We start from the raw sequence: 26,651 nt of genomic DNA, 5'->3' as shown, positions 1-26,651 counted from the left end.
AGCCCTAAACATTGAGACTGAATGATTTACCTCTGTTGCCTTGATGTGAACTGATAAAATGCAACCCGATTATTCTTTGACATCCGCTTGATGCGTAGCCCCTGCTCTCTCCCATCTTTTAATGCAGGAACATTCCATACTCTCAAGAGCATCTTCTCTTTAAGAATTGGCGAAAACTGGTTATAAATTGATCAAATTGGTGATATAAGGATAATAACAAAGTTATTAAAATGTCGTCAATTCATTAAGGGTTAATCTTTGGAGAACGTGCAAACACGTTCAGAATAAGATGCAATAGCTGCAATGGTTGCTCTAAATCAGGCATACAAGATTTACAGGATTATGCTAACCAATTTTATCCATAATGCTTCCAGCTCTTGATAGCTGACAGTACCATTACAGTTTGTTCCGTAGTAACCTTTGGCAGCCGGTTAGTAACGTACTCTTCGTCAATTCCAGTTTGTTCGCTAAAGCTCTCACTTAGTCCATCCAAAACTGGGGATGGAAAGATGTTATTTGCCAGTCTCGGTCATAAAAGATGCGACTGGCTAACTTATCTATTCTATTATTCTATTTTGAGTAAAGCGGATAGGCAATAATGCAAAAGAGCGATTTTCTGATCAAAACTGGCTCCGTCGAAGATGCGTTGGCGTTAGCCTCTCGGTACGAGAATCGCCCGTCTCGGCATCCAATTCATCTCCCAGTTCCTCTACTTCCTCAAGATACTCCACCACAAATCGCATGGCATTGAGGTAGAACTTTGCTTCTACTCCCTCCAATACTCGCACCCCTAGCTGAATATCCCAAGCCATCAGTAGGACTCCCTGAATTCCTCCTCGGCATCTTCTGCTTTACCTTGTGCCACCGCTTGCTGAAATTCCTCAATCGATTCGATTGTAATGACCTGTTTGAACAACCGTTTTAAGATCTCGATGTTGTAAATCTGGTTCAAATCTTCAACCAATGCAGGTGGTACGGCTCCAAATCGGGTCTCTAAGATTTCGATGATATTTTCCCGTTGCGTCTTAGCAATGGCAAAGCGTTCAAATGAGGTGACGTAGGGTATAGCTCTCTGCTCCTGATACCGCTGAATTTCACTGTTGAACACTAGCTCTAGCTCCTTCGGCAATGCCATCATCCAGTCGATGAGCCGCCTTAGCTCAAGCACCTTGTCTTCACTATACCCTGCCTCCAGCAGACCCGTAACGAGGCGGAGCTTCCACCCTAAGCGATCCTCAAGGTTTTGACTCTCTCACGACTTGCCGCAGTTCCTGATCCAGAGACTCATACTGTCGTTGCCAATCAATTTCAGCATGAGCTTGGGGAAAGAAAAAAGCGATCAACGCCTCAAAGTATTGTTCCAGGGCTTCCTTCCACGGATTATCGTAATCGGCTTGGGGATTTGTCATGCTCACCTTCAGGTGACGGAATTTGAGTAGCCATAAGATGACACTATACACTGAGCAATGAATATAATTATTTCAATTCCACCAGATTAAAATTTATAAATAGAAATAGATGTAGAGTTCCTCTGGATGTCATCAATTCAAAGTACTGTTCTAGGGCTTCCTTCGACATGAAGGTTTAGTTAAAGCAGATGGTGGAGAAATGGTGGAAGACATTTTTTAAGGCTTGAAAGCCTTATGAATTCTACATCTGTACGGGGACTCATAAGCCCAAGGTCGCAGGTTCAAATCCCGCCTGAGCCATTAATGAAAATAGATGCAAAAAAAAAAAGACCTGAACGGCACAGGTCTGTTGGTTGAGTACTGCCCCTATGGGGACAAAAAAATTGGTTTTATGCCGTCAAACTCATAGAGCAAAATCAGGAATGTAGCCGTGGATGCAGATGAGTGACTCTCGCCAGTTCCGCTTCGAGATCTGGCTCCGGCTGCTCAAACATTACAACGAGTGGGCAGCGATTGCCAGTGAAGCGAATCAGCCTCTGTTTTGTATGCTCAGCTTCACCACGGGTTCTGTAGCGGCCCATGAGTCGGCTGCGCATATCCGGCATTTTCATGATCACTAGCCAATTGCCCTCGCCTTTACTGCTGCTCATCGCTGGCCTCCTCATGTGCGGCTTCATTCAAGAAAATTGCATCCCGTTCACGAAGTGGGGCGGATGCCCGAATCTCTTTCTCCAGCATCTCGCGTTCACTGCCACTGCCCGACATCTCATTTACATGCCACTCAAGACCATTATTGAGCAGCACATAGAGGGTTCCGGTTTCTCGATTGGTGATGTACCACGCCTCTCGGTCCATTGCCTGTCGCAGGTGGTAGCCAAGCGCACTTAGGCGGGGGTAAATGATTTGCTCGACCTGATCCACGTTCGTCTTGATTGTCATTTCTCATATTCCTCATGCTGAAGTTCTTAACTGAGAGTAACGCACTTTTCTCTACAGTGCGTTACCTTAGAGAGAAATAGAGTAAATCAACGCGGAGGAAGCTACCATAATGGCGATGTCTACTAATGAGTCTGTGGCGACAAGTAAGCCCAAAATCAATGCCTACGTCAGTGAGGAGATCAACAAAGCCATTGAAGTTGAAATGGCAAAGGAGCGGCGATCTAAGTCTCAGATGGTAGAGCTACTGCTAGAGGAAGCTTTGAAGGCAAGGGGCTATGAGTTCTCGCAAGCCGCACAGCAGGATGATCAGGTAGATGAAAGTCGTTGATCTTATTAGGATTCTGGCTATCCTATGTTTGTTTGATAGGACAGTAGGACACAGGGCAAGACAATGACGACACAAATCGACTCCCTCACCATCAAGGATTTCGAGTCTCGCTACGGTGTTACCCGCTCAAATATCTACAACCGCATCGATGGTCTCAAAAAGAAAGGCTACCCGATGGAGCCAGAGAAGCAGAATGGCAAGTCTGTTTTCAACGCCGATCAAATCTCCCTGATGGACTCCCTTGATTCAGTACTCAACCACCACCGGCTGATCCACTCGCTAACCTCAAGACCCTACAGAAAGCCTGTGATCAGGGCTGGCTCCTCTCTAGCAGTCAGTTAGCGCCTCTCGTTGGGCTAAAAACCCTTCATGGTAGGGAGTTTGAGCGATTTGGGTTTAAGTTTGTGAAAGTCGGCAAAAACGGTGTTGAGAGCGCTTGGAAAGTGGAGAAACTATGACAAACGGTAATGGCAGCAGTGAATCACGGCTCGACCGGATTGAGCGCATCCTAGAGAGCATGGCATTGAGACAGGACTTCATCTTTCAGCAACAGGAAATCTTGGCTCGACAGCTTCAGGAAACTCGCGCCATTGTTGATAGTAATGCCCGATCAATTCAAGCCTGGGAAGCCTTAATTGAGCAAAATCGAGTCGAGGCAGAAGAAGAGCGCTCGCGGCTTCAGGTTGCGGTTCTGGAATTGATTGAAGCGAATCAGCAGAATCGTCTTGACCATGAACTGTTTCGGCGGCGGATTGAGGCGATTGATCCGCAATCAGATAGTCAGGACTGAACATCTTTACAGATAAACCGGCAAATACCGCTGTCACCGAAAGGACCAAAGCTGGCAGGTGTTAGTTAGAACAGGCGAGCAATGGGAATTTGAAGTGCTTCGCCTTGCGGTACAACTATTTAACTGCCATTTATTCAGCATCAAGCAGGACAAAGCTTAAGCCAACCTACCGCATCGGAACTTTCCTCAGAAACAGCCAATGACACCAGAACGCTAGATGGAAAATAACAATCGTCCAGAAAATAAGCTGGTACGACCGCTTACGGCTCTTATGGTGCAAGCGTCGTTGAGCAATCAAGGCCCCCAGCCAGCCGCCCAGCAGCTCACACAAATGCAGCGTATTTTCTGAGACTCGCCACTTGCCCTGTCGTGCCCGCGATTTGTCATGGGCGTAAAGGGCAAAGGTCAACCCACTCATTAGCGGGTAGAGCACTAGCGGTATCGGATTGGCCGTTACCCACCAAAAATGCGCGGATCCTAAAACTGGCAAGCAGGATAATAGCACCAGTTCCAACGCTAAAGCAGGTCGAGGCAGCGATTGCGATAAATGCCTTTCCAACTCCGAAACTCGCAACCAAGGCTTGACCCTGGCTCCTTCAATAAAGGCATGACAAGCTCGCTGTTTGCCATCCCGATCTTGTCCGAGCTGGTAGTAAATCACATCCCCAACCTGAGGCCGACGGGTGGACTCTTTCAGATCACAAATATGTAGAAACACGCGGCGGCTGCCGTCATCCGGTTTAATAAAGCCAAAGCCGCGCTTGTCTTGCCACTCGATCAGCTGACCTCGGTGCAGAACGGATTGGCGAGAGTTTGCTTTGGGGTCCTTAGCCAACTCTGAATTACTCCAGTACTTCTTTACCCATGCGCCAGTAGCGATAGCGTAAGTACAGCCCTAGCGTCACTTGTTTCATGATCCAATAGAACACCGTTAGAATCACAAAAGTAATCGCCATCACTGCTACCGGCTGTTTGCTGGTCAGATCATCCAAGGTTGTAATCAAGACGTTACCTGGCTCGGTAACGAGATCCCAGCTATTGAAGCGGCGAAACCGCCCGATATAGACCCCAATTGCGCAGAGCAGGTGCATTAAGAGTTCTACTGCCCAGATGATCGTTCGGCTCGCGCCCTGCTTGCGGAGATAGTAGCCCTGATTGATCAGGGACACCACATAGGCTGCAAAACCGCCTAAAATTGCCGTGATATGGAGCGGAATCAGGATCAGGCCGACCACCCACATCGAGATTCCCGCCCGGGTACCGCGAATCAGGTGAATAATATCGGTCAGCAGGTAGGGAGCGTTGGGCAAAAACGCTAAAAAAACGACCCAAACGAGCCACCAAACAAAGGTGCGAGAGATTTTTGGTCGGCGGAACAGCCAGAAGCTCAGCACCAATGGGATAACCGCAAGAAAAAGATTCCAGAGAATCCAGCCGCTATAAACATTTGAAAACGCGAGGAAAACTTCATACAGCCTTTCTCTCATAGCATGCCCCGTTGCTTTGGTTGACCCTAACCTAGATTAACCTCCGGTTAGGAGGAGATGGCAGGGGTCAGTAGAATTCATCTCCAAAAATTAAAACTTTTTGAGGAAAAGACCAATTTGCGTGAATTCACCTCTATAGTCCTATGGAAGCCGATCCTATTTGCTTTAACATCTGTTCATAAAGTTATGGAAGCAAATTATGGAAGCAAATTATGGAAGCAAATTATGGAAGCAAATTATGGAAGCAAATTATGGAAGCAAGCAGTGAGGTTGGTGATTAGATTATGGTGATTCTGCTGTATGGGGTACTTCCTATCCCTGCCAAGTGAGATGCCAAGTGAGATGCGCTCGCCAATCTCCAATCAGCCTCTTAGCTTCCACTCAAGCTCATAACCTAGCTTCATCAACCAGTGAGTGGCTGCTCTAGACAGACTAAAAACCTATGAAGTTTTGTGCTGAGATTTTACAGGTTCTTGGCATGTCTGTGCATATCGTTACTTAATTTAACAAACATAAATTATTTTTATTCATCTGCTAAGAAGATTCAAAGATGGGCTTATTACATTCCTGATATATTTTTGATTGAACCCACGAACAGGGCAAAAAATTAAGATAACCTAAAGAATGCCGGGTAAATTCTTGCCCTAATTCGCACGGACTTGATCACCAGTATTTGCTGTTGCTTGAGGCTGCGCCAGCTTCCTTGCTCCTGCAGTGAAGGGGGCAGGGCAGGGTTCTTACGTTCGGGTTGAACGACTGTTCGATTAAACCAGTCGATTGAACAAGTTCGGATCGAAGTGATTCATAGGAAGGGAAACATGTCTTATTCTCAAACCAAAACCCAGACCAAAGCTGGGTACCAGGCAGGGGTTAAAGATTATCGCCTGACGTACTACACGCCTGATTACACCCCCAAAGACACCGATATTTTGGCCGCATTCCGGGTGACTCCTCAGCCTGGAGTTCCCTATGAAGAGGCGGGAGCAGCAGTTGCGGCTGAATCGTCTACCGGAACCTGGACGACCGTATGGACTGACCTGTTGACCGATTTGGATCGCTACAAGGGTCGTTGCTATGACATCGAGCCGGTTCCCGGTGAAGACAATCAGTTTATCGCCTACATTGCCTATCCGCTGGATCTGTTCGAGGAAGGCTCTGTCACCAACATGTTGACCTCGATTGTGGGCAACGTGTTTGGCTTCAAAGCGCTGAAAGCTCTGCGTCTGGAAGACCTGCGCATCCCAGTTGCCTACCTCAAGACCTTCCAAGGTCCGCCGCACGGTATCCAGGTTGAGCGCGACAAGATCAACAAGTATGGCCGTCCGCTGCTGGGTTGCACGATCAAGCCGAAGCTGGGCCTGTCGGCAAAGAACTACGGTCGGGCTGTTTACGAATGTCTGCGCGGCGGTTTGGACTTCACCAAAGATGACGAAAACATCAACTCGCAGCCGTTCCAGCGCTGGCGTGACCGTTTCACCTTTGTGGCTGAAGCGATTCACAAAGCTCAGGCAGAGACAGGTGAAATCAAAGGGCACTACCTCAATGTGACGGCTCCCACCTGCGAAGAAATGATCAAGCGGGCGGAATATGCCAAAGAGTTGAACATGCCTATCATCATGCACGACTTTTTGACTGCCGGTTTCACCGCGAATACAACTTTGTCTAAGTGGTGCCGTGACAACGGTATATTACTCCACATTCACCGCGCCATGCATGCTGTGATCGACCGTCAGAAGAACCACGGCATGCACTTCCGCGTCTTGGCAAAATGTCTGCGGATGTCCGGCGGCGACCACATCCACACCGGCACCGTTGTGGGTAAGCTGGAAGGTGACAAGGCCGTTACCCTCGGTTTCGTAGATCTGCTGCGGGAAAACTATGTTGAGCAAGACCGCTCCAAGGGGATTTACTTCACCCAAGACTGGGCTTCGATGCCGGGTGTGATGGCCGTTGCGTCGGGCGGTATCCACGTATGGCACATGCCTGCTCTGGTAGAAATCTTTGGTGATGATGCGGTGCTGCAATTCGGTGGTGGTACGCTGGGTCACCCCTGGGGTAATGCTCCGGGTGCAACCGCAAACCGGGTAGCGCTAGAAGCCTGCGTTCAAGCTCGGAACGAAGGTCGAGACCTGATGCGTGAGGGTGGCGACATCATCCGTGAGGCTTGCCGCTGGAGCCCTGAACTGGCAACTGCTTGCGAATTGTGGAAGGAAATCAAGTTCGAATTCGAGGCGCAAGACACCATTTAATGGAAAGTAAAAGGGTAAAAGTAAAAGGGAAAAATTGATTACTTTTTGGCTTTTACCTTTTTATTTTTTACTTTCTTTATGGATTTGAAGCAGATTGCTAAGGATACAACCAAGGTAATTATTAGTTACCTGACGTATCAAGCTGTACGGACGGTGATTGCTCAACTGAATGAAACCGATCCTCCAAGAGCGCTCTGGTTGCACACATTTTCGACTAAAGAGCGAATTCAGGATGGCGAGGCATACATTCAAGATCTGTTTCGGGAGGAGCAGAGTTTGGCGTTTCGCATTCTCACGGTTCGAGAGCATCTAGCCAATGAGGTGTGTGAATTTCTGCCAGAGATGGTGCGGACTGGAATTCAGCAAGCCAATATGCAGCAGCGCCGTCAGCAGCTAGAACGCATGACGCAGTTCGATCCAGCTTCTTCGGAAACTCACCCAGAGCAATCCGGAACCGAACCTGACAATTCTTGATGTCATTCTTTACTTGAGGAAGTCATGAAAACTTTACCCAAAGAGCGTCGGTACGAAACTTTTTCCTATTTGCCTCCGCTCAGCGATGCCCAAATTGCTCGTCAAATTCAATACACGATCGATCAAGGCTATATTCCTTGCGTTGAGTTCAACGAAGATTCCGCCGCTGAAACTCACTACTGGACGATGTGGAAGCTGCCGTTGTTCAACGCTAGATCGCCGCAAGAAGTCCTCAACGAGGTGCAGCAGTGCCGCTCTGAATACAACAACTGTTACATCCGTGTTGTTGCCTTCGACAACGTGAAGCAGTGCCAGGTGATGAGCTTTATTGTGCACAAGCCTAATGCAGGCGGATACCGCTACTAATAGAGTTTTGAGTTGTAAGTTTTGAGTTTTGAGTTGACAAAACAATTTAAGCTCAAGCTCAAGGTTGAATTCAAAGTCAGTGCGGTTATTAGGTGATCCGAACTAACCCCAATTGAGAACAGGAGGTGGGATATTCTGCCTCCTTTCATCTTGGCTTTTTCCTCGACTCTTAGCGCCCTCCGTGGTACATCTCTGTGCCTCTGTGGTTCCCTGATATTCGTTCAGTATAAAAGGAGGTAAATTCGATCTACCTCCCATGCATTACTGCTTGATTCCTATTTGTTCTTGCTTGTTACCGTAAAAGCAATACCAGACTATTTCTAATTAAATTCGCGTAATTCGATTCTGCCGGTGCATTTGGCCTGCTTGAAGCCTGTTCCACCCGCAACCGGAGTAGTCAGTTCGACATACACGCGAGGTTTTAATCCACCGCCTGCTGGAGTTTCAACAAAATATTGGAATGAGCTTAGCGCACCAATCATTGAACCAGCCGCGGCAGGTACATCGGTAATTAACAATGCGGTTCCAGTTCCGTCAAAGTTTGTTACTCCAATGTTACACTGGCTACCTTTAAACTCAACCTTTTGGATCTTTTCGTAATCAAATGTTAGGTTAGGCATCACTTCTTCCTGTGTGTTGTGTGTGTTGAATTATCACTGAACGGTGATTATGGATTTGCGCTCAGAATTTACAATGAGATAAATACTGTTAATTTCTATTAGTTGCTATAGCAATACTTATCCCAATGCAATTCTGGCTCTCAGGCTTAGTTTTCGGCTTAGTTTTCAAAGATTCTAGACAAATTCACGCAGTTCGATTCTTCCCGCGTATTGCGCCTGATCCACTCCGCTAGCACCAGCAGAGATGGCACTATGCTCAATCATGACAACCGGTGGATTCTGATTGAAGGGAGGTTGAATCTGGAGATTAGAGTTTTGAACGGCACCCAGCATGGTTCCAGCACCTGCGGGGACATCGGTAATCAGCAGTGCATTGCTTGATCCAGATCTGTAGTTCTTGAATGAAACATTGCACTTATTCGGATCGGATTTGAATTCTACCTTTTGCAGGTTGTTCAACGAGATGACGAGTTGCATAATTTCTCCTTGAGACACTTTTAATCACTGTTTGGGTTGGTTGAGGAATTCGCCTCATCTCACCCATCGCATCCTCATTCTGGGCGATAGCCTGAGTGACTGACAGTACCCGGACGGGTAATTTCTTTACCGTGAGCTAGCTTCCCTATGAGTTACTACCTTGCCCCTCGATTTCTCGATAAGCTTTCAATTCACATCACCAAGAACTACTTGGATTTGCCTGGTGTGAAAGTTCCCCTGATTTTAGGCATTCATGGCCGCAAAGGTGAAGGCAAATCGTTTCAGTGTGAGTTAGTGTTTGAGCGCATGGGCGTGATTCCGGTGCATATGTCGGCAGGAGAGTTGGAAAGCCCCGATGCAGGCGATCCGGCACGGCTGATTCGGTTACGCTATCGAGAAGCAGCAGAGGCCGTTAAAGTGAACGGCAAAATGGCCGTGTTGATGATTAATGATATTGATGCGGGAATGGGTCGCGTAGATCAGTTCACGCAATATACGGTCAACACCCAGCTTGTGGCCGGAACCTTGATGAACATTGCCGACAATCCCACTAACGTGCAGCTACCGGGCAGCTACGATGCTGAACCGATTCAGCGTATTCCAATTATCGTCACCGGCAATGATTTCTCAACCCTGTATGCGCCTCTAATCCGTGATGGCCGTATGGAAAAGTTTTACTGGGAGCCGGACCGGGCTGATCGAATTGGTATTGTCAGCGGTATCTTTGCCGGCGATGGTGTGTCTCGTAGCGATATTGAAAAACTTGTCGACACCTTTCCCAATCAGGCAATCGATTTCTATAGCGCGCTTCATTCCCGCTTGTATGACGAACAGGTGCGCAATTTCATTCAACAGATTGGGATTGAGCGCGTCTCGCTGCGAGTGGTTAACAGTACCGAAAGACTGCCTGAATTTCGTCCACCCGACTTTAGCCTCGCCCATTTGATCGAGCTGGGTGAACTACTGGTGAGAGAGCAGCAGCGAATTCAGGAACTGCGCTTGGTGCAGACTTATCATCATAACCTTCACTACTCGCCTCAAAGCCGTTCAGAGCAGCCGATAGAGTCCGGCTATCCGTCAGCTCAACCCAGTTTTGCCACTCCTGCTGCGTCTAGCTATTCACCCAGTAGCGGCCCCAGTAATGGTCATAGCGATGCAGTCCAGAGCCAGCCACCGCAAGCGAATGCCTCTCAAACTAACGGTGGCCTACCGCCGGATGCCCTGCAAGTTCTGCAAGAGATTCTAGATCGGGGACAGCGCTTGGGCATCGAAACCGTGGATGCTCGTCGGTTTCGGACCAATTCCTGGCAGTGCTATAACGTGATTTCAGAGCGCAATTTAGCCGCAGCTAAGGCTGCCCTCGAAGCTTGCTTTGCCGATCACGCGCGCGACTATATTCGCCTAGTTGGGATTGACCCACGCGATCGCCGCAGAACGGTAGAGACGATTGTGCATCGTCCTAGCTAGCGGCTGAGAGTCTGGCCAATTTAGGGTGAAGCCTCGGCTCGTTCTACCCGCAGCTCTTCGATCAACTGTTCGAGTTCAGAGCGTCCGGCCCGATAGACCGTATTGCAAAAATGGCAGGTGGCTTCAGCTCCGCCTTCTTTTTCGATCATGTCGTTGAGTTCCTCCTCGCCCAGGATCTTTAAGGCTCCCAAAACGCGCTCATAGGTGCAGCCGCATTGAAATTGCACCAGTTGGGTTTCGGGCAGAATTTGCAGATCCATATCGCCTACCAAGTCCTCAAAGATTTGCGGCAGCGATTTGCCTGCTTGCAGCAAAGGCGTGAATCCAGTCAGGGTCGAGAGCCGTGATTCTAGGGTCCTAACCAAGGCTTCGTCTCGTGCTGCCTTTGGTAAAACCTGCACTAACAGACCGCCTGCTGCCGTCACGCCCGCGGCTCCCACAAACACGCCCAGAATCAGAGCGGAGGGAGTCTGCTCGGAATTCACCAAATAATGAGTCAGGTCATCGCCGATCTCACCCGACACCAGTTCCACCGTGCTGGAATAGGGATAGCCATAGCCCACATCCCGCACCACATAGAGATAACCTTCATGCCCAACGGCTCCGCCCACATCCAGCTTGCCTTTGGCATTGGGGGGCAGCTCGACCTCAGGATAGTCCACATAGCCCCGCACCGTACCATCGACGCCCGCATCTACCAGAATGCCGCCTAGGGGACCATTGCCCTTGACGCGAATATTGATCCGCGCCTCGGCCCGCTTCATGCTGGAAGCCAACAGTAACCCGGCGGCCATTGTGCGGCCCAACGCTGCCGTTGCTACATAGGAAAGTTGATGCTGTTGTCGGGCAATTTCGGTGAGCCGGGTGGTGATGACGCCCACAAGGCGGATGCCATTATCGGCTGCGGTGGCTCGCACTAATTGATCTACCATGAAAATCCTATACAGTTCTTAACAGTGTCACTGCTTCTATTCTAGAACGATTGTTTCAGTAGCTGGGGAGCGAGCATTTTACCTCCCTCAACCTAAACAATCGCCCTGCGGGCAGCACTTCTACAATCACCTAAAACTAGCCTAAACGCCTATCCTGAACGCTTAAGGAGATTAGCAGCGAAGACCGGCAGACCCTCGAACGTTTGAGCACTCAACCAATACGCCGTCTTTCGGATCTGTAAATGGTTCTGTGTCGTTTCGTTGCCTGCCCTGCCCGCAGATAAATCCAATGGATTCGCGATTGGGAGAAGTGGAAGTCAAATGGATTGACCCAAAATTCTGAACAGCCCCATCTCCCCTCGTTCGGCGAGGCTCACGAGCCGCATCTCCCTCATCCTCCCATCCCCATCTCCGCCAACCCAAACGAAAGCGTCATCCCCGCACCACTCAGGGCATTCACAATTGTGACTCCCGGTTCCGGCTGGGCGATAAATTCGGTCTTACCGGGTAGTTTGGCGTAAACCCCATGCCAGGTTTCGGCAATTTCAAAGGTTGGGGCTTGGGCAAATTGCTTCAGGTAGTCCAACACATACTGATTAATCTCGGTCCGGTCAAATGGATCGGGATTTAAGCCGTACTCGTGGGAATCTCCTAGAACGAGTTCTCCGCTAGCATTTTGCGACATCATCACATGAATACCCCACTTAGGGAAGTGCGGCGTCTCCGTTTCGATGCGGGTTTTCAAAGCGGCTAGGGATTGGCAATGGGCAAAGGCACTGTAGTGAGTGAGGGTGAGACCACCACAGAGAGAAGGACCAATGCGCCAGGTGTTGGGTTGGGGCACGGTGCGCATCATTTGCAGTTTTACTTTAGTCAGGCCGCTGGTCGCGTAAAGCACTGGGTAAAGCGTCTCAAAATCGGCACCGCTGCACACAAAAATTCGGTCGGCGGTCCAGGATTCGCCGCCTGCGATCAACTGAGGATAGGTAATCTGGTTAACAACCTTGCCGAACTGGAAGTCAACCTTGAATTGCGTGGTCAGGTATACCGGCAGTTTTCCAATCGCTTCTCTCGGATCGACGGTGCATTCGGTGGGACTCCAGAGGGCCGCAAGTAGGTTGGCGGTAATAGCGGCTGGGCTTTGGGCGGCCACTTCCGAGGCAGATAGAAGCTTGGCCTGATGGTCTGCTGGCAGCGTTGCCACAAACTCCTCCAATACGGCCAATTCATCCCGGCGATAGGCGAGATGGAGCGAGCCACATTCCTCTAGGGCAAATCCAGCTTGGGGTGCAAGTTCAGTCCAGATTTGCCGTGATTGCAGCGCTCGTTGATACAGCATTCCGGTAGGCTGACCAATCGGCCAGATCATGCCAAAGTTGCGAATTGATGCCCCAACTGCCTGCGGATTGCGCTCAAATACCGTCACCTGTAACCCTCGTTTCGCGGCAGCCAGCGCATGCGCCAAGCCCACAATGCCTGCTCCAATAATCGCTACTTCTGTGTGATTGGTCATGTTCAAACCTATAAACTCGCAATTCGATCTTTCAGTTCATGCAGTGATGCTAGTAAGCCGTCGTTCGGATAAGCCTCCAACTGTTCTTTCGTGTGGCTGCCATTGGTAATACCGAAGGAAAGCAGGCAGTTGGCATTGTATCCTGATTCGATGTCCGAAGGTGTATCACCAATATTAACTACGGCTTTGGGATCTCGTATTTTCAAATAGTACATCGCTTTCTGGATCATGAACGGCGCTGGACGGCCTTCGTTGGCGTAAATTTCAGAAGGCGTCACCGAAACCTGAATCATAGACTCGGCTGATCCCACATAATTCGCAGCCAATCCCTGATTCCAGCCTAGCCGTTCGAGAATAATGTTAGTCACTTCTCGATAGAAGCCTGTGGTCAGGGCAATTTTGATATGCTGCGATTTCAACCAGGCAAACAGTTCTAAACACCCTTCCGCTGGCTGAACTGCTTGAGTGCGATAGTAGTCTTCCAAAATCAATTTGAACTGGTTAAAGGATGCATTTACCCTAGTTTCATAATTGGGATGCTCAACTCCTATTTGCGCTTGCCATAGGGTCTGAAACACCAGCTTCTTCGACCAGCCCATCATGAACCGTATCTTGTCTGGATCGGCCTGTAGGCCAGTTGCTGCTGCCGCTTCCAAGAAACAGCGCTGTACTTCACCGTTGTCCTGCACGGTTGTACCGGCCATGTCGCAAACTACTAGTTCAATCTTAGCCATTGGCATTCCTCAAAATTTACCTTAAATACTCAAAATGGCGTCGTAAATTAATGTCACCGCTGTAACCACGCCTGTGCTCGTTGCTGTAATCCTTTGGTGAAAAACCAGTAGAGAATTCGCACGCCGATACTGGTCAGAACCACGAGCGTAGACATGGCGGCGGCAGCAGCCGTATCTCCAGCATCATCCATATTCACAATTGCCACAGCGGCCAAGGGTAGGTTTGCTGGATAGAGAAAGACAATCGCTGAGATAGTAATCATGGCATTCACGAAAAAGTAAATGCCGATTTCTAGAATTGCCGGCAGCGACAGCGGCACCGTTACCCGCCAGAAAGTTTTGTAGAAAGGGACGCGCATAGAGGCCGACACAGCCTCGAACTCTGGATCGATTTGCTTCAGGGCCGTATTGGCTGTCAGGAAACAAACGGTGTAAAAGTGAATGATGTTGCAGAGTACGAGAATCGCCATCGTGCCGTAGATGAAGCTGAGCGGGTTGTAGATAGCTACTTGGGTGAAAGGAATCCACCAGATGCGGTTGTTGAAGAAAAATACGTAAGCCAGACCCAACACTAACCCAGGCAATGCCAGCGGAATCGTAGACAAAAAGTAGTTGATGGACCGCAGCCACCTGACGCCTTTGCCTTTCTCAACCAAATAGGCACCTGTAAACACAGCGGCTGTCCCAAAAATTGCCGTATACACCGACATGCGAATGCTGTTCCAGAATGCACCATAGCCGCCGCCACCAACAGTACTGAAGTTGTAGTTCTGCAAGCTCAGGGATAGATTGTAGGGCCAAACCTGCACCAACGACGCCAAGATGATCACCAGCAGCACAGCCAGCGCGAATCCGGCCAGCAAACTGCAAAACACAAACATGGCTCTATCTAGGAGCAAATTGGGTTTGGGCTGAAGTGGTACTGCCTTAGCACTCACTAGAGCAGTCTGACGCCGCTGAATGATCCGATCTACGATAAAGGCAATCACGGTAGGAACCAACAGAAAAACGCTAATGGTCGCCCCCATCGAGAAATTTTGCTGACCAATCACCTGCTTGTAAATGTCCGTTGCGAGTACGTTGTAGTTACCGCCCACGACTTTGGGAACTCCAAAATCTGTGAACGCCAGTGTGAAACAAACGAAAACAGCGCTAATTAAACCATACTTAATGCTGGGTAATGTAACGGTCAGAAATGTCTTCAATGATGAACTGCCCAGCACCTCAGCCGCTTCGTAGAGGCGGGCATCCGTAAGACTAAGGGCCGTAATCAAAATTACCAGCGCCTGCGGAAAACAGTACAGCACTTCACCGATGATGATCCCGACTGGTCCATAGAGATTGATATCCCATTGCGGTAGCAGTCCAAAGAAGCCGGTGGTGACTAAACCTTTGTTGCCAAACAGGTAAATCAGGCCAATCGCGTGAGCCAGCGGCGGAATATACAGCGGCAGCATGCCCAGCACTCGAAAGACAGGTTTGGCGGGCATTTGGGTGCGGGTGAGGGCATAGGCATAGACAAACGCCAGCAGCACCGAAAAGAACGTGCTGGCAAGGGCAACGAACAAACTATTGGTGAACGAGGCCGCCAGTGCCGGTGTGGTCAAGTACTTGACGTAATTGGCTAAGCCAATCCAGTTACCGTTTGTGTCGCGGAAGCTGCGCCCGATCATCGGAAACAGCGGCAGCACCACGCCCACCAGCAGCCAGAGTGTCCCTAGCGCCAACAGTAACCGCATCAGCCAGTCTTCGCCTGTGACAATCTGCTGGCGTTTGGGCAAGGCAATCAGAGACGGCAGACGAAACCGACGCGGCGTAGTGGAAGTCATAGCGAGCCTCTTCAAACTGCAAATTAAACGGCAAACACCTGCACATGATCTGGCGGCAAATAGAGCTTGAGTTTGGACCCTTGGCTCAGTCCTAAGCCTCTAGCTTCAAACGTAGAAACATCGATCAGCAGCGTTTCTTTAGCATCACCATCCGGCACACAGGTAACGAGATAGCCCGTGCCCAGATATTCCATGCTCTGCACCTCGGCGCTCAACAGGTTTTGTGGATTGGCTTGAGCTTCCGTATCGGTGAGAACGCGAATCTCTTCTGGCCGAATCGCTACCTTGACAGACTGATTCACTTCCGCTCCATTCTGAGTTGCTTGAAGGACAAGATTGCCGCAGCGGACCCGATCGGGAGCAATCACAGTTCCTTGCAGGAAATTCATCACGCCAATAAAATTGGCCACAAACGGATTGCTCGGACGCTGATACACCGCATAGGGTGCGCCCACCTGCGCAATGTAGCCCTTATCCATCACCACGATCCGATCCGCCATTGCCAATGCTTCTGCCTGATCGTGAGTCACCATCACGGTTGTGATTCCCAGCCGCTTTTGAAGCTGGGCAATTTCTGTCCGCAGTTTCACCCGCACCTGCGCATCCAAAGCCGACAGCGGTTCATCCAGCAACAACAGTCCCGGTGAGAGAGCCAAGGCCCGTGCCAGCGCCACCCGCTGCTGCTGCCCGCCCGACAGTTGGGAGGGATACTTATGACCCATGCCCGACAAACCCACGGTTTCTAGCAATTCTGCCACCCGCCGTTCGATTTGGGGTTTGGGTAACTTGGCGTTTTGCAACCCATAGGCAATATTTTGGGTCGTCGTCAGATTGGGAAACAGGGCGTAGGATTGGAACACAATCCCGAAATCGCGTTTAGCAGGCGATAGATAGGAAACGTTCTTGCCCCCCTGGATCACCCGCCCACTCGTCTGTTCCTCTAACCCAGCAATGATTCGCAGCAGAGTCGTTTTGCCACAACCACTCGGACCGAGTAGACAAACAAACTCGCCAGGATAGACATCCAGGTAGATGTTTTTCAGCGCCACAAAATTGCCGAAGCTTTTGTTGATGTCTTCTAGCTGCAAATAGGCAGGTTGAGCGGCAGATTGTCCATCTACTCGATATCCCGATACACTTTGCGAAACCGGAACCGAAACAGAGGCTGGACTGCTAGTCGTTGCCACAGGTTGCTCAGAGGGGTTCATCAGATTCTCCTAGTCAGGGGAGTAGTGAATGGGAAAGCACTGTCATCTCCGATTTCTAAGTCTTTGGTTCTGACTTGGCATCGAAGCGCTTTGTCCACTCTTCTAAAATCCGGTCGCGATTGGTTGCAGCCCAGTTAAAATCATTTTTGGCGAGCTGCTTGAGGGGATCAGCCGGATAGCCTTGAGGAATGGGCACGTCAGTCTTGACAGCAGTAATGGCAAAGTTCTCAGCATATTTCTTAGAAACATCTTCTGAGATGGCCCAATCTAAAAATGTTTTTGCTGCCGGTTTGATATTTGCTTTCTTAATTAGCGCATTCGCTTCAATGTCCCACCCTGAACCTTCGGCAGGGAATACCGGCTCAATCGGTTCGCCATCGTTCTTTTGTTTCACAGCTCGGTAATCAAAAGAAATCCCGATGGGGTATTCACCTGCACCCGCAGCTTTACAGGGGCGAGAACCGGAGTGCATATACTGAGCTACATTTTGGTGTAGGCTATCCAGATACTTCCAGCCCTCTTCCTCGCCCTTCATTTGCAGCATTGCCGAAACCGACAGAAATCCAGTTCCGGAAGACGCCGGATTCGACATCACGATCTGATTTTTGTATTCCGGTTTGGTTAGGTCAGCCCAGGATTTGGGCATCGGCAGATTCTTTTCCTTTAGCTCAACCGTGTTGACGCAAAAGGCAGACATCCAGGCATCAATGCCTACCCAGTGGGGTGGGTTACGCGGATCGCGCAATTGCGAAGTCACCTTGTCTAGGCCGGCAGGTGCGTAGGGTTCCAACATGCCTTGCTGATCTGCAACGAGGAGGCTAGAGGCTGCTGTGCCCCAAACCACATCGGCCTGGGGATTGTCCTTCTCGGCCAACAGCTTGGCGGTAATGACTCCTGTTGAATCGCGGACAATGTTAACTTTGATGTTGGGATTTTGCTCCTGGAACGAGGCCAAATACTCTTTGATCTGGTCGTCTTCTAAAGCTGTGTAAACCGTGAGGGTTTCTGCACTATCGGTGCCAGTTGCGTTACCTGAAGCGTTATTCTGCACCTGGCTGGGATCGGCTACACAGGCGGTAAATAAAACTACAATTGTAAAGCTAGAGATAAATAGGGAAATAAAATTCTTCCACTTGCGGTTGAAGCCATTGAGAAATCGGCGAGTAATCATAATAGTAATGACAGGATGACTCTGCCTCGGAGCATATCGAACTAACATTAAGAGAAAAATAATCGTCTATTAACGCTTCCCTAAACAGCGCAACTTTAAGGATTTATTCACAAGTTCTTTTACTCCCGTGATGCAGGCAACAAATGTGTCATGATCGGCGATGACTGCAACTCTAAATACTTTGAGTGAGGATGAGACGGTGTTGCTCCATATCCATCATGTGGCGATTATTTGTTCTGACTACGAAACGTCAAAGCGATTTTATGTAGAGATTCTCGGCTTCCCGATCATCCGCGAGACTTACCGGGCCGAGCGCCACTCCTACAAGCTGGATTTGCAGATAAACGACCACACCGCCATTGAATTATTTTCCTTTCCTGATCCGCCGCCTAGAGTCAGTCGGCCAGAAGCTTGCGGATTACGCCATCTAGCCTTCGCAGTTGATGATTTAGAGTCGGTGGCTGCCGATTTGCAGGCCAAAGGTGTCGAACTAGAGCCAATTCGATTCGATCAACTGACCGGCAAGCGCTTTCTGTTCTTTCAAGACCCAGATGGCCTGCCTTTAGAGTTATACGAATTGTGAACAGATGAGCCTTGAGAAGGGTTACAACTCTGCCGCACCAACGCCAGAATAAGCCAAGCTGGCAGAGAGCGGAACGGCGATTTCATTTTTCTTTCACTTTTGCCAGGTCCGTAGTACAGTAGAAAATGAAAGGATTATGAAAGGCGTTGGGATGGGAACTCGACTCAACGATTGGTGTAACTTGCTTCACAATCATTCCAGTCGTCGCTTCGGCAAGCATGCGTCCGTTTCGCTGGTGCTGATGCTGGGGCTATGGGCAGGTGGATGCACGCTGAATGCTACTCAACCGCAGGCCAATTCAGGGTCTGAGGCAGAGGCGACGGCAGCCAATCAGCCCGTAGACGAACAGCAAGACGAGCAGCCACTGATCCTGACGACTTTTACGGTGATTGCCGACATGGCCCAGAATGTGGCTGGTGACAAGGCTGTCGTGAGATCGATTGTTAAACCGGGCTTTGAAATTCATGGCTATGAGCCGACTCCCAGCGATTTAGCGACAGCGCAACAAGCTGACCTGATTCTCGATAATGGCTTGAACTTGGAGCGTTGGGCCGATCGTTTCTACAACAGTCTGCCCAGAGTGCCGCGAGTCACCTTGAGTGAGGGCGTGCAGCCGGTAGCGATTAGCGAAGATGCCTATCAGGGCAAGCCCAATCCCCATGCCTGGATGTCGCCTCAAAACGCGCTGATCTATGTCGAAAATATTCGCAAGGCGCTGACTGAGCTAGATCCGGCCAATGCCGAAACCTATCAGGCCAATGCTGAAACCTACAGCCAGCAGATCAAAGCTATCGATCAGAAATTGCGCAACGCCATCGCTGCCGTGCCGCCTGAGAAGCGCTATATGGTGAGCTGTGAGGGGGCATTCTCCTATCTGGCGCGGGACTATGGCCTCAAGGAGGTCTACCTCTGGGCGGTAAATTCCGAGCAGCAGGCAACTCCCAGGCAAGTCGAACGGGTGATCAACACAGTAAAAACCAATCAGATCCCGGCGGTATTTTGCGAGAGTACGGTCAACAATGAAGCCCAAAAGCAGGTAGCTCAAGCAACGGGGGCTAAATTTGGCGGTGTGTTTTACGTCGATTCGCTCTCGCCTGATGGAACGGCCCCGACCTATCTCAAACTGCTAGAACATAACGTCACCACGCTCATTCAAGGACTGCAAGGAAGTTGATATGCACTCAGCCAACCGCTATCCAACCCATTCCTATCTGGTTCATTCCTCACCAGCCAATTCCTACCCGGCCCATGCTTCCGCTCATTCCTCCTCGGCGGCATCCGCAGCCCATGCTCCTGCGGCCAGCATTGATGTCGAAAATTTGACGATTGCCTATCACGGGAAGGTGGCTTTGCATGGAGCCAACTTGCAGCTCAAGGCGGGTTCGATCTGCGGTTTGGTTGGTATGAATGGAGCTGGAAAATCGACGCTATTCAAAGCAATCATGGGCTTCGTCAAGCCAGTTACAGGACGGGTGTTAATCAATGGCTTGCCGGTCCGTCGCGTCCAGAAACAGAACGTGGTTGCCTATGTACCTCAAGCCGAAGAAGTAGACTGGAACTTCCCGGTCAGCGTCTACGATGTCGTGATGATGGGCCGCTATGGCTATATGAATTTTCTGCGGATTCCCAGCGCTCGCGACAAGCAGATAGTTCGTGAAAGCCTGGAAAAGCTGCAAATCTGGGAACTGCGAGACCGGCAGATCGGTGAACTTTCTGGCGGTCAGAAGAAACGCACCTTCTTTGCTCGCGCTCTGGCTCAACAGGGAACAGTCTTGCTGCTCGATGAACCCTTTACCGGCGTTGATGTCAAAACCGAGAAGGCGATGATCGACCTGCTGCTGGAACTGCGTCAGCAGGGCCACACGATTTTGATCTCGACTCATGATTTAGCTTCGATTACCACTTTCTGCGATCAGGTGGTATTGATCAATCGCACCATTCTGGCCTATGGCGATACCTCGGAGGTGTTTACCCAGGAGAATCTTTCCCGCACCTTTGGTGGCGGCTTAGCCGATTTGCCCTTCACAAAAAGCCGCCTAGCGCGAGGCAGTCAGGAGGAACGCTAATGGATCTACTGCACTGGTTCACCGCACCCCTCCAGCATGAATTCATGGTCAAGGCGATTTTGGTCAGTGCCTTGGTGGGGCTGGTTTGTTCGGTTCTGTCCTGCTACATGACGCTAAAAAGCTGGGCGCTGATGGGGGATGCGGTTTCCCATGCGGTGATGCCCGGTGTGGTCATTGCCTATGTTCTGAAAATTCCCTTAGCGATTGGCGCTTTTATCTTTGGTGTCGGTTCGGTGATAGCCATCGGCTTTATTAAAGCCCAAACCCGCATCAAGGAAGACACGGTCATCGGTTTAGTCTTCACGGGTTTCTTCGCGTTGGGTTTGGTGCTGGTTTCTAAAACACCCAGTAGCGTTGATTTAACTCATATTCTGTTTGGCAATGTCCTGGGTATTTCTAATGCCGACATTATTCAGACTGTTATTATCAGCGCTATCACGCTAGTAACCATCGCTCTGTTTCGCAAAGATTTACTGCTATTTTGTTTTGACCCAACTCACGCCCGCTCGATTGGCTTAAACACAGGTGCACTGCATTACACGCTGCTCTCCCTGCTTTCCCTCACTGCTGTAGCCGGACTGCAAACCGTCGGGATTATCCTGGTCGTGGCAATGCTGGTAACGCCGGGTGCAACCGCCTATCTGCTCACGGATCGGTTTGACCGCATGATGATTCTGGCAATGCTATCAGGCGTTTTTTCGAGTGTGATTGGCACCTACATCAGCTATCACATCGACGGAGCAACGGGTGGCTGTATTGTCGTGGTACAGACTCTGTTATTTGTCCTAGCGATGATTTTTGCCCCCAAGCATGGGTTACTAGTACGGGCGAGGCAAAATAGAATTGCGTAATGGTTAGGTCGTTAGCGGTACACTGGGTAACGGCGTTCTTTGCCGATGTTCTATTAATTGGCAGCAATCCAGTATGGCAACCGTTAACGACAACTATCTCAAACTCAAGGCTGGCTACCTGTTTCCAGAAATCGCCCGTCGGGTGAATGCCTTTGCCGAGGCCAACCCAGAGGCTCAAATCATTCGGTTGGGCATTGGCGATGTCACCGAACCCTTACCCGAAGCCTGCCGCAGTGCCATGATCAAAGCGGTAGAAGAAATGGGAGACCGCGCTAGCTTCAAGGGCTATGGTCCAGAGCAGGGGTATGCTTGGCTGCGGGAGAAAATTGCCGCCCATGATTTCCAAGCACGGGGCTGCGATGTGGATGCTTCAGAAATTTTTATTTCAGATGGCTCCAAGTGTGACTGCGGTAACATTCTCGATATTTTTGGCGATGATAATTCGATTGCCGTCACCGATCCGGTTTATCCGGTTTATGTCGATACGAACGTGATGGCGGGTCATACCGGCGAAGTCAACGACCGAGGAGAATACGCAGGATTAACCTATCTGCCAATCACGGCTGACAATAATTTCACAGCCGCAATTCCCAGCCAACGAGTGGATTTAATCTATCTCTGTTTCCCCAATAATCCCACCGGCGCAACGGCTACAAAAGAACATCTAAAGGCATGGGTTGATTACGCTCAAGCGAATGGTTCGATTATTTTCTTTGATGCCGCCTACGAAGCCTTTATTACCGATCCCAGCCTGCCCCACTCGATCTATGAGATCGAAGGAGCGCGGGATTGCGCGATTGAGTTTCGCTCTTTCTCGAAAAATGCTGGATTTACCGGCACCCGCTGTGCCTTTACCGTGGTGCCCAAAACCCTGACCGCTAAGGCCAAAGATGGCTCCGAAGTCCAGCTCTGGTCACTGTGGAACCGGCGGCAATCCACCAAATTCAACGGCGTCTCCTACATCGTGCAGCGCGGAGCCGAGGCGGTTTACTCGGAGGCCGGTCAAGCCCAAACCAAGGCGTTGATTGACTTCTACATGGAAAATGCCAGAATCATTCGCGAACAGCTAACCGCGGCAGGGATTCAGGTCTATGGCGGCACCAATGCTCCTTATGTTTGGGTGAAAACGCCCAACGGCCTATCAAGCTGGGAGTTCTTTGATAAACTGCTGCATACGGTGCATGTAGTGGGCACGCCCGGTGCCGGATTTGGAGCTGCCGGAGAAGGCTATTTTCGTATCTCAGCCTTCAACAGTCGCGAAAATGTGAACGAAGCGATGCGCCGGATCACCGAAAAGTTCAAGCTATAGCTGAGTTTGTTACCGACTGGGGTGGGGATTTCCCATCCCCTGACTATCCAGGACAACTCAGATACCCAGCCGCCACACAGTCCTCGATTACCTGCTGGATAAATGTCCAGATCTGGGGAGCACCTGTTTCGATTGGAGCAATCCGCGTCATCACTTGGTCGCGGGTAATTTGGTGTAGTCTCCAGGTGCCGCCTTGCGTTTGTTGATTGTGTAGTACAGGTTGGAGGCGATCCAGAGCAGCAGCAAATTTGGCAGTGGCAGTCTGTTGCGCTTCAAATTCTTGCCAGAGTTGATGCAATTCCTTGGCCTGATCGGGTGGCAGTAAGCCAAAAATGCGCTCGGCTGCTTGATTTTCCCGTTCGGTTTTGTCTAAATGCCCCTGCACGTCATAGCAAAAGGTATCACCCGCATCGATTTCGACCAAGTCATGGATCAGCAGCATTTTGATTGCCTTGAGCAGATCTGTTCCGGTTGGTGCGTACTCTGCCAACACAAATGCCATGATCGCAATATGCCAAGAATGCTCAGCGCTATTCTCCCGTCGGGAACCATCGGTGAGCAGCGTTTGCCGCAGAATTTGTTTCAGACGGTCAATTTCTAAAACAAACTGAACTTGCTGGGTCAGGCGAGTAGACTGCATAAACAGAGAGTTGGGTGAACGCCATCGCCATTGTAGCGAGATTGTAGTGAAGTTGTAGCGTGATAGTTAGAGTTCATGTCTTATCTAGAACTCTTATCTAGAACTACAGCCTTTTCCAGGCTAATGAAGTACAAAAAATGGGGTGCAGGAGCCGTGCCCCCACACCCCTCGTACCTTACCAGAGTGGAAAAAGCTATAAGTCAATCTAATGCTCTGAACGATATGCAGTGCAAGCGTCTCGCTGGCGGTAGGCAAGATGCCCATAACAATATCTCTGTCCTAACTGTCGTGGCGACGGCTATACTTCCTCCTTCTAAAACAATTAGGAGCCAGAAACAGGCAATCGTAGGTCGATTCCTGAATTCTGGCTCCTTTGCACCCGTGATTCTGAATTTTCCTCTAGACCTGACAAATCAGGCTACTGATTGGCCTGCTTACGCTTCAGCAACTTCAATGTCGCCACGCCACCCAAGGCGAGCAAAGCAGTGCTTGGCTCTGGAACTTCGACCGGCTCCTCAACTGGCTTTTCTACTGGGGGCGTGACGGCAACCGGGGGAAGCTTGATATCAGGCTCTTGGGGCGCTGGCTCGGGATTGTCTGCCATGGGAGGAGTGGGTTGTTCTGGGGTAGGCTCGGGATTGTCTGCGGCTGGTGTAGGCTCTGGCTCTGCTGGTTTGGGCATGGTGATGGATGGGGCAATACCTGTAAATTTGCTGCTGCCTTCTCGGTTGTTGGCGCTAGTGCCCACACTCATCATGCGGATACCAAATCCCTGCTCAGCAAAATCGCTCAGACTCAACTTTTGCGTGGCGTGAGAGATGGTAAAAATAGCCGAACGAATATCGTCCTTACCGGTTCCCTGAGTGCCAATCTCTATGCCAACGTCAAATCCATTTGCGCCAGACGTTAGGCCAGCCGATTGACCATCCGAATTCGATTGGGGTTTGCCACCGCCCTTACCGCCCTTATCACCACCGCCTTTGCCGCCACTGCTACCACTGCCGCCACCGTTCAGGTTACCGCCACCGCCTAAGTCCAGGACTGAGTTGGCCTGCTTGACCACCTGGGTGATGTAGGATCCTCCCGTAATGGTCAACCCGTCTAGCAGAGATTCGTCTTTGATATTGAAGAAGATGCCCCGAATGTCGGCAAAAAAGCCCTCTGCCACATCTACCTTAAATTGAACCTTACCTGAACTATCCAGGTCATCTAGGGTGATGTTGAAATTAACTGGCGTTGAATCATCAAAGAGTTTTAATTTTGATTGATCAAAGCTCAGAGAGGCTGCTTGTGCAGGTGAGATTGAAGCTAGCACAGTGCTTCCAATCACCGAAAGGGAAAGGGATAGCAGCCCCGTCAATAAAGAAGTTTTCATCCTGATTGCCTCGGTTAAGAAACATACGTCATCCAACTAACATTCCCATCACGATGGTTCCTTTTCAGCCAAGATGACGAATGTTTTACAGAGTTTTAGCTTTGAAACATTTTCTACGCTTAATTACTTACTAGATATATTATTAAGTAATTATTTATACTCAATTTTTTAGATTTAACTTCTGAGACTGTTTAAGGAAAACTACTGGTGCTTGACCGTCGCAAAAAGCTACATTCGTTCGGTTTAAACAGTTTTATAGTGAGGAAAGAATAGTACTCAACTAGGTAGGGAAGCCGCCATGTCAGACCTTAACGGCACCATCATGCAGGATTTTCATTGGTACAGTTCCAATGACGGTACCCACTGGCAAACCGTCAAGGACCGAGCCAAAGAACTGGCCGAAACTGGAATTACTGCAGTATGGCTGCCGCCGGCCTGCAAAGGAAGTGCGGGAAGTTTCGACGTGGGCTATGGCCTCTACGATTTATTTGATTTAGGAGAATTTGACCAGAAAGGCTCGGTGCGGACCAAGTACGGTACGCGAGAGCAATATCTGAGTGCCATTAAAGCTTTGCAGTCCGCTGGAATTGAGGTGTATGCCGATGTGGTGCTCAACCACAAAGATGGCGGCGACGCCACCGAAAAAGTGCGGGGCTTACCCTTTTCGCGCGACAACCGCATGCAGCCCATCGGCCCACTTCAAGAAATTGAAATCTATTCCCGCTTTTTCTTTCCCGGACGGCAGGGTAAATATTCGGCGATGGAGTGGAACTGGCAGCATTTTGATGCTGTGAACTACAACAATCACAAACCCGATCAGCAGGATATTGTCTATTTACTAGAAGGCAAAAGCTTCGATAACTTTGTCAGCTTAGAAAAGGGCAACTATGCTTTTCTGCTGGGCTGCGACCTTGACTACGATAACGAAGCCGTGCGGCAAGAAATTATCCGCTGGGGAAAATGGTATCTCGACACTACCGGGGTCAACGGTTTTCGGCTTGATGCCGTTAAGCATATTGCCTCTTGGTTCTTTGCCCAATGGCTGGATGAGATGCGGCAGCATGTCCAGCGGCCTTTATTCATGGTGGGTGAATACTGGACCGAATATACAGAAACACTGCACTGGTACATCAACGCAACTGGAGGGCGGATGGCGGTGTTTGATGTGCCGCTGCACTATAACTTTCACCGAGCCAGCCGAGCTGGAGGCTACTACGACATGAGCAAGATTCTCGACGGTAGCCTGATGCAGCAACAGCCGGCGTTAGCCGTCACCTTTGTGGAAAACCACGACTCCCAACCCCTACAGGCCATGGAATCCGTAGTGGAATCTTGGTTCAAACCGTTGGCCTATGCCATTATCCTGTTACGCCGAGAGGGCTATCCCTGCATTTTCTCTGCTGATTACTATGGTGCCCACTACCGCGACCAAGGCCGAGATGGGCAAGAGCATGAAATTTGGCTCGACTCCCATCGCTGGCTGCTCGACAAATTCCTTTATGCTCGCAAGCACCACGCCCACGGCGACCAATACGACTATTTTGATCACTCCAGCGTAGTCGGCTGGACCCGGCTGGGCAATCAGGAGCACCCGCAGGCGATGGCTGTGCTCATGAGCGACGGCTGGGGAGGCAGCAAATGGATGGAGGTCGGCAAACCCAACGCTGAATTTTATGATCTAACCGAGCACATCAGGGAGCCGGTCTACACCAACGAGTATGGCTGGGGCCAGTTTCACTGCAAAGGCGGATCGGTATCGGTTTGGCTGGAGGGAAGTGTTGAGGGTTGACAAGCAACTTCATACCCCAGCGACTCACTTCGGCTATATCACCGG

The 26,651-nt window shown here is 50.1% G+C and carries 30 protein-coding genes; 14 read left to right on the top strand and 16 right to left on the bottom strand.

Translation table 11 applies throughout. From position 1 onward, the window contains the following. Positions 1–620: 620 nt before the first annotated feature. The 3 genes from HJG54_RS15445 to HJG54_RS15435 all read right to left on the bottom strand — a co-directional run bounded on the left by HJG54_RS15445 (position 621) and on the right by HJG54_RS15435 (position 1,409). Complete coding sequence (locus tag HJG54_RS15445; RefSeq protein WP_316429740.1) at positions 621–812, bottom strand: hypothetical protein; 192 nt, start codon at positions 810–812, stop codon at positions 621–623. Beyond that, positions 812–1,168, bottom strand: a complete 357-nt coding sequence (locus tag HJG54_RS15440) for a hypothetical protein (RefSeq protein ID WP_316429738.1) — start codon at positions 1,166–1,168, stop codon at positions 812–814. Before HJG54_RS15440 ends, HJG54_RS15445 begins: the two co-directional genes overlap by 1 nt. Positions 1,169–1,235: 67 nt before the next feature. Then, positions 1,236–1,409 carry a hypothetical protein gene (locus HJG54_RS15435; protein ID WP_316429736.1) on the bottom strand — a complete coding sequence of 58 codons (174 nt, stop codon included), beginning with the start codon at positions 1,407–1,409 and terminating at the stop codon, positions 1,236–1,238. Positions 1,410–1,849: 440 nt separating this feature from the next. Here HJG54_RS15435 and HJG54_RS15430 point away from each other — a divergent pair, with 440 nt between their 5' ends. Beyond that, positions 1,850–2,029: a hypothetical protein gene (locus HJG54_RS15430; protein ID WP_316429735.1), complete on the top strand. Its 180-nt coding sequence runs from the start codon at positions 1,850–1,852 to the stop codon at positions 2,027–2,029. Positions 2,030–2,045: 16 nt separating this feature from the next. Here HJG54_RS15430 and HJG54_RS15425 read toward each other — a convergent pair whose 3' ends face one another. After that, a complete protein-coding gene (locus HJG54_RS15425) occupies positions 2,046–2,348 on the bottom strand; it encodes a hypothetical protein (RefSeq protein ID WP_316429733.1) in 303 nt (100 codons plus the stop codon). Positions 2,349–2,457: 109 nt separating this feature from the next. Here HJG54_RS15425 and HJG54_RS15420 point away from each other — a divergent pair, with 109 nt between their 5' ends. The 3 genes from HJG54_RS15420 to HJG54_RS15410 all read left to right on the top strand — a co-directional run bounded on the left by HJG54_RS15420 (position 2,458) and on the right by HJG54_RS15410 (position 3,466). Beyond that, entirely contained in the window at positions 2,458–2,676 is a 219-nt protein-coding gene (locus HJG54_RS15420) for a hypothetical protein (RefSeq protein WP_316429730.1), read from the top strand. Between the two features lie 63 nt (positions 2,677–2,739). After that, a complete protein-coding gene (locus tag HJG54_RS15415) occupies positions 2,740–3,018 on the top strand; it encodes a hypothetical protein (protein WP_316429728.1) in 279 nt (92 codons plus the stop codon). Between the two features lie 112 nt (positions 3,019–3,130). Next, a complete protein-coding gene (locus HJG54_RS15410) occupies positions 3,131–3,466 on the top strand; it encodes a hypothetical protein (protein ID WP_316429726.1) in 336 nt (111 codons plus the stop codon). Between the two features lie 166 nt (positions 3,467–3,632). Here the strand turns inward: HJG54_RS15410 and HJG54_RS15405 are convergent, their stop codons facing one another. Both HJG54_RS15405 and HJG54_RS15400 read right to left on the bottom strand, forming a co-directional pair. After that, entirely contained in the window at positions 3,633–4,301 is a 669-nt protein-coding gene (locus HJG54_RS15405) for a DUF1294 domain-containing protein (RefSeq protein ID WP_316429724.1), read from the bottom strand. Positions 4,302–4,308: 7 nt separating this feature from the next. Beyond that, positions 4,309–4,953, bottom strand: coding sequence for a DUF1361 domain-containing protein (locus tag HJG54_RS15400; protein WP_316429722.1), 645 nt, complete (start codon positions 4,951–4,953; stop codon positions 4,309–4,311). An 818-nt stretch (positions 4,954–5,771) separates the two neighbouring features. Here HJG54_RS15400 and HJG54_RS15395 point away from each other — a divergent pair. The 3 genes from HJG54_RS15395 to HJG54_RS15385 all read left to right on the top strand — a co-directional run bounded on the left by HJG54_RS15395 (position 5,772) and on the right by HJG54_RS15385 (position 8,042). Beyond that, positions 5,772–7,202: a form I ribulose bisphosphate carboxylase large subunit gene (locus tag HJG54_RS15395; RefSeq protein WP_035996324.1), complete on the top strand. Its 1,431-nt coding sequence runs from the start codon at positions 5,772–5,774 to the stop codon at positions 7,200–7,202. Positions 7,203–7,280: 78 nt separating this feature from the next. Further along, positions 7,281–7,676 (top strand): RuBisCO chaperone RbcX, encoded by a 396-nt coding sequence (gene rcbX / locus HJG54_RS15390; protein ID WP_035996323.1) that lies wholly within the window; start codon positions 7,281–7,283, stop codon positions 7,674–7,676. Between the two features lie 24 nt (positions 7,677–7,700). Beyond that, complete coding sequence (locus tag HJG54_RS15385) at positions 7,701–8,042, top strand: ribulose bisphosphate carboxylase small subunit (RefSeq protein WP_035996322.1); 342 nt, start codon at positions 7,701–7,703, stop codon at positions 8,040–8,042. A gap of 320 nt (positions 8,043–8,362) precedes the next feature. On the opposite strand, the gene HJG54_RS15380 is transcribed toward HJG54_RS15385, so the two are convergent. Further along, positions 8,363–8,662, bottom strand: a complete 300-nt coding sequence (locus HJG54_RS15380; protein WP_211620272.1) for a hypothetical protein — start codon at positions 8,660–8,662, stop codon at positions 8,363–8,365. 174 nt (positions 8,663–8,836) lie between these two features. After that, positions 8,837–9,139: a hypothetical protein gene (locus tag HJG54_RS15375; RefSeq protein ID WP_316429718.1), complete on the bottom strand. Its 303-nt coding sequence runs from the start codon at positions 9,137–9,139 to the stop codon at positions 8,837–8,839. A gap of 147 nt (positions 9,140–9,286) precedes the next feature. Here HJG54_RS15375 and HJG54_RS15370 point away from each other — a divergent pair, with 147 nt between their 5' ends. After that, complete coding sequence (locus tag HJG54_RS15370) at positions 9,287–10,606, top strand: AAA family ATPase (protein WP_316429717.1); 1,320 nt, start codon at positions 9,287–9,289, stop codon at positions 10,604–10,606. 20 nt (positions 10,607–10,626) lie between these two features. Here HJG54_RS15370 and hslO read toward each other — a convergent pair whose 3' ends face one another. The 6 genes from hslO to HJG54_RS15340 form a co-directional block, all read right to left on the bottom strand. Next, positions 10,627–11,538 (bottom strand): Hsp33 family molecular chaperone HslO, encoded by a 912-nt coding sequence (gene hslO, locus HJG54_RS15365; protein ID WP_316429716.1) that lies wholly within the window; start codon positions 11,536–11,538, stop codon positions 10,627–10,629. Between the two features lie 391 nt (positions 11,539–11,929). Beyond that, positions 11,930–13,051 (bottom strand): TIGR03364 family FAD-dependent oxidoreductase, encoded by a 1,122-nt coding sequence (locus tag HJG54_RS15360; RefSeq protein WP_316429715.1) that lies wholly within the window; start codon positions 13,049–13,051, stop codon positions 11,930–11,932. A gap of 8 nt (positions 13,052–13,059) precedes the next feature. Beyond that, positions 13,060–13,785: an HAD hydrolase-like protein gene (locus HJG54_RS15355; protein WP_316429714.1), complete on the bottom strand. Its 726-nt coding sequence runs from the start codon at positions 13,783–13,785 to the stop codon at positions 13,060–13,062. A 53-nt stretch (positions 13,786–13,838) separates the two neighbouring features. Beyond that, the gene (locus tag HJG54_RS15350; protein ID WP_316429713.1) at positions 13,839–15,614 is read right to left on the bottom strand and encodes a putative 2-aminoethylphosphonate ABC transporter permease subunit; all 1,776 of its coding nucleotides are present in this window, start codon (positions 15,612–15,614) and stop codon (positions 13,839–13,841) included. Between the two features lie 23 nt (positions 15,615–15,637). Then, entirely contained in the window at positions 15,638–16,822 is a 1,185-nt protein-coding gene (locus HJG54_RS15345; RefSeq protein WP_316429712.1) for a putative 2-aminoethylphosphonate ABC transporter ATP-binding protein, read from the bottom strand. Between the two features lie 55 nt (positions 16,823–16,877). Continuing rightward, complete coding sequence (locus tag HJG54_RS15340; RefSeq protein WP_316429710.1) at positions 16,878–17,993, bottom strand: putative 2-aminoethylphosphonate ABC transporter substrate-binding protein; 1,116 nt, start codon at positions 17,991–17,993, stop codon at positions 16,878–16,880. Between the two features lie 160 nt (positions 17,994–18,153). Between HJG54_RS15340 and HJG54_RS15335 the strand changes: the two genes are divergently transcribed. The 5 genes from HJG54_RS15335 to HJG54_RS15315 all read left to right on the top strand — a co-directional run bounded on the left by HJG54_RS15335 (position 18,154) and on the right by HJG54_RS15315 (position 22,802). Further along, positions 18,154–18,576, top strand: a complete 423-nt coding sequence (locus tag HJG54_RS15335) for a VOC family protein (protein WP_316429708.1) — start codon at positions 18,154–18,156, stop codon at positions 18,574–18,576. Between the two features lie 136 nt (positions 18,577–18,712). Further along, positions 18,713–19,750: a metal ABC transporter substrate-binding protein gene (locus HJG54_RS15330; protein ID WP_316429707.1), complete on the top strand. Its 1,038-nt coding sequence runs from the start codon at positions 18,713–18,715 to the stop codon at positions 19,748–19,750. 1 nt (position 19,751) lies between these two features. Next, on the top strand, positions 19,752–20,642 hold the full coding sequence (locus tag HJG54_RS15325) for a metal ABC transporter ATP-binding protein (RefSeq protein ID WP_316429706.1): 891 nt from the start codon (positions 19,752–19,754) through the stop codon (positions 20,640–20,642). After that, complete coding sequence (locus HJG54_RS15320; RefSeq protein WP_316429704.1) at positions 20,642–21,493, top strand: metal ABC transporter permease; 852 nt, start codon at positions 20,642–20,644, stop codon at positions 21,491–21,493. The genes HJG54_RS15325 and HJG54_RS15320 overlap by 1 nt, the downstream gene beginning before the upstream one ends. Positions 21,494–21,566: 73 nt before the next feature. Then, entirely contained in the window at positions 21,567–22,802 is a 1,236-nt protein-coding gene (locus tag HJG54_RS15315; RefSeq protein ID WP_316429702.1) for an LL-diaminopimelate aminotransferase, read from the top strand. Between the two features lie 43 nt (positions 22,803–22,845). On the opposite strand, the gene HJG54_RS15310 is transcribed toward HJG54_RS15315, so the two are convergent. After that, a complete protein-coding gene (locus HJG54_RS15310; RefSeq protein WP_316429700.1) occupies positions 22,846–23,442 on the bottom strand; it encodes an HD domain-containing protein in 597 nt (198 codons plus the stop codon). Positions 23,443–23,860: 418 nt separating this feature from the next. Continuing rightward, positions 23,861–24,817 carry a hypothetical protein gene (locus HJG54_RS15305; protein ID WP_316429699.1) on the bottom strand — a complete coding sequence of 319 codons (957 nt, stop codon included), beginning with the start codon at positions 24,815–24,817 and terminating at the stop codon, positions 23,861–23,863. Between the two features lie 298 nt (positions 24,818–25,115). Between HJG54_RS15305 and HJG54_RS15300 the strand changes: the two genes are divergently transcribed. Then, complete coding sequence (locus tag HJG54_RS15300; protein WP_316429698.1) at positions 25,116–26,606, top strand: alpha-amylase; 1,491 nt, start codon at positions 25,116–25,118, stop codon at positions 26,604–26,606. Positions 26,607–26,651: the final 45 nt, after the last annotated feature.

Source organism: Leptolyngbya sp. NK1-12, from assembly GCF_032598965.1.
GTDB lineage: Bacteria > Cyanobacteriota > Cyanobacteriia > Elainellales > Elainellaceae > Elainella.
The sequence above is the reverse complement of the archived record's forward strand: the minus strand, read 5'-3'. Positions and strand labels throughout refer to the sequence as shown.

Bases quoted from the DNA above. Each gene is read 5' to 3' on its own strand.
- HJG54_RS15340 (WP_316429710.1), bottom strand. From the start codon at position 17,993: ATGATTACTCGCCGATTTCTCAATGGCTTCAACCGCAAGTGGAAGAAT.
- HJG54_RS15415 (WP_316429728.1), top strand. From the start codon at position 2,740: ATGACGACACAAATCGACTCCCTCACCATCAAGGATTTCGAGTCTCGC.
- HJG54_RS15410 (WP_316429726.1), top strand. From the start codon at position 3,131: ATGACAAACGGTAATGGCAGCAGTGAATCACGGCTCGACCGGATTGAG.
- HJG54_RS15400 (WP_316429722.1), bottom strand. From the start codon at position 4,953: ATGAGAGAAAGGCTGTATGAAGTTTTCCTCGCGTTTTCAAATGTTTAT.
- HJG54_RS15395 (WP_035996324.1), top strand. From the start codon at position 5,772: ATGTCTTATTCTCAAACCAAAACCCAGACCAAAGCTGGGTACCAGGCA.
- HJG54_RS15320 (WP_316429704.1), top strand. From the start codon at position 20,642: ATGGATCTACTGCACTGGTTCACCGCACCCCTCCAGCATGAATTCATG.
- HJG54_RS15430 (WP_316429735.1), top strand. From the start codon at position 1,850: ATGAGTGACTCTCGCCAGTTCCGCTTCGAGATCTGGCTCCGGCTGCTC.
- HJG54_RS15325 (WP_316429706.1), top strand. From the start codon at position 19,752: ATGCACTCAGCCAACCGCTATCCAACCCATTCCTATCTGGTTCATTCC.
- HJG54_RS15360 (WP_316429715.1), bottom strand. From the start codon at position 13,051: ATGACCAATCACACAGAAGTAGCGATTATTGGAGCAGGCATTGTGGGC.
- HJG54_RS15335 (WP_316429708.1), top strand. From the start codon at position 18,154: ATGACTGCAACTCTAAATACTTTGAGTGAGGATGAGACGGTGTTGCTC.
- HJG54_RS15315 (WP_316429702.1), top strand. From the start codon at position 21,567: ATGGCAACCGTTAACGACAACTATCTCAAACTCAAGGCTGGCTACCTG.
- HJG54_RS15425 (WP_316429733.1), bottom strand. From the start codon at position 2,348: ATGACAATCAAGACGAACGTGGATCAGGTCGAGCAAATCATTTACCCC.
- HJG54_RS15305 (WP_316429699.1), bottom strand. From the start codon at position 24,817: ATGAAAACTTCTTTATTGACGGGGCTGCTATCCCTTTCCCTTTCGGTG.
- HJG54_RS15350 (WP_316429713.1), bottom strand. From the start codon at position 15,614: ATGACTTCCACTACGCCGCGTCGGTTTCGTCTGCCGTCTCTGATTGCC.
- HJG54_RS15345 (WP_316429712.1), bottom strand. From the start codon at position 16,822: ATGAACCCCTCTGAGCAACCTGTGGCAACGACTAGCAGTCCAGCCTCT.
- HJG54_RS15380 (WP_211620272.1), bottom strand. From the start codon at position 8,662: ATGCCTAACCTAACATTTGATTACGAAAAGATCCAAAAGGTTGAGTTT.
- HJG54_RS15420 (WP_316429730.1), top strand. From the start codon at position 2,458: ATGGCGATGTCTACTAATGAGTCTGTGGCGACAAGTAAGCCCAAAATC.
- HJG54_RS15445 (WP_316429740.1), bottom strand. From the start codon at position 812: ATGGCTTGGGATATTCAGCTAGGGGTGCGAGTATTGGAGGGAGTAGAA.
- HJG54_RS15330 (WP_316429707.1), top strand. From the start codon at position 18,713: ATGAAAGGCGTTGGGATGGGAACTCGACTCAACGATTGGTGTAACTTG.
- HJG54_RS15385 (WP_035996322.1), top strand. From the start codon at position 7,701: ATGAAAACTTTACCCAAAGAGCGTCGGTACGAAACTTTTTCCTATTTG.
- HJG54_RS15370 (WP_316429717.1), top strand. From the start codon at position 9,287: ATGAGTTACTACCTTGCCCCTCGATTTCTCGATAAGCTTTCAATTCAC.
- HJG54_RS15300 (WP_316429698.1), top strand. From the start codon at position 25,116: ATGTCAGACCTTAACGGCACCATCATGCAGGATTTTCATTGGTACAGT.
- HJG54_RS15355 (WP_316429714.1), bottom strand. From the start codon at position 13,785: ATGGCTAAGATTGAACTAGTAGTTTGCGACATGGCCGGTACAACCGTG.
- HJG54_RS15310 (WP_316429700.1), bottom strand. From the start codon at position 23,442: ATGCAGTCTACTCGCCTGACCCAGCAAGTTCAGTTTGTTTTAGAAATT.
- HJG54_RS15435 (WP_316429736.1), bottom strand. From the start codon at position 1,409: ATGACAAATCCCCAAGCCGATTACGATAATCCGTGGAAGGAAGCCCTG.
- hslO (WP_316429716.1), bottom strand. From the start codon at position 11,538: ATGGTAGATCAATTAGTGCGAGCCACCGCAGCCGATAATGGCATCCGC.
- HJG54_RS15375 (WP_316429718.1), bottom strand. From the start codon at position 9,139: ATGCAACTCGTCATCTCGTTGAACAACCTGCAAAAGGTAGAATTCAAA.
- rcbX (WP_035996323.1), top strand. From the start codon at position 7,281: ATGGATTTGAAGCAGATTGCTAAGGATACAACCAAGGTAATTATTAGT.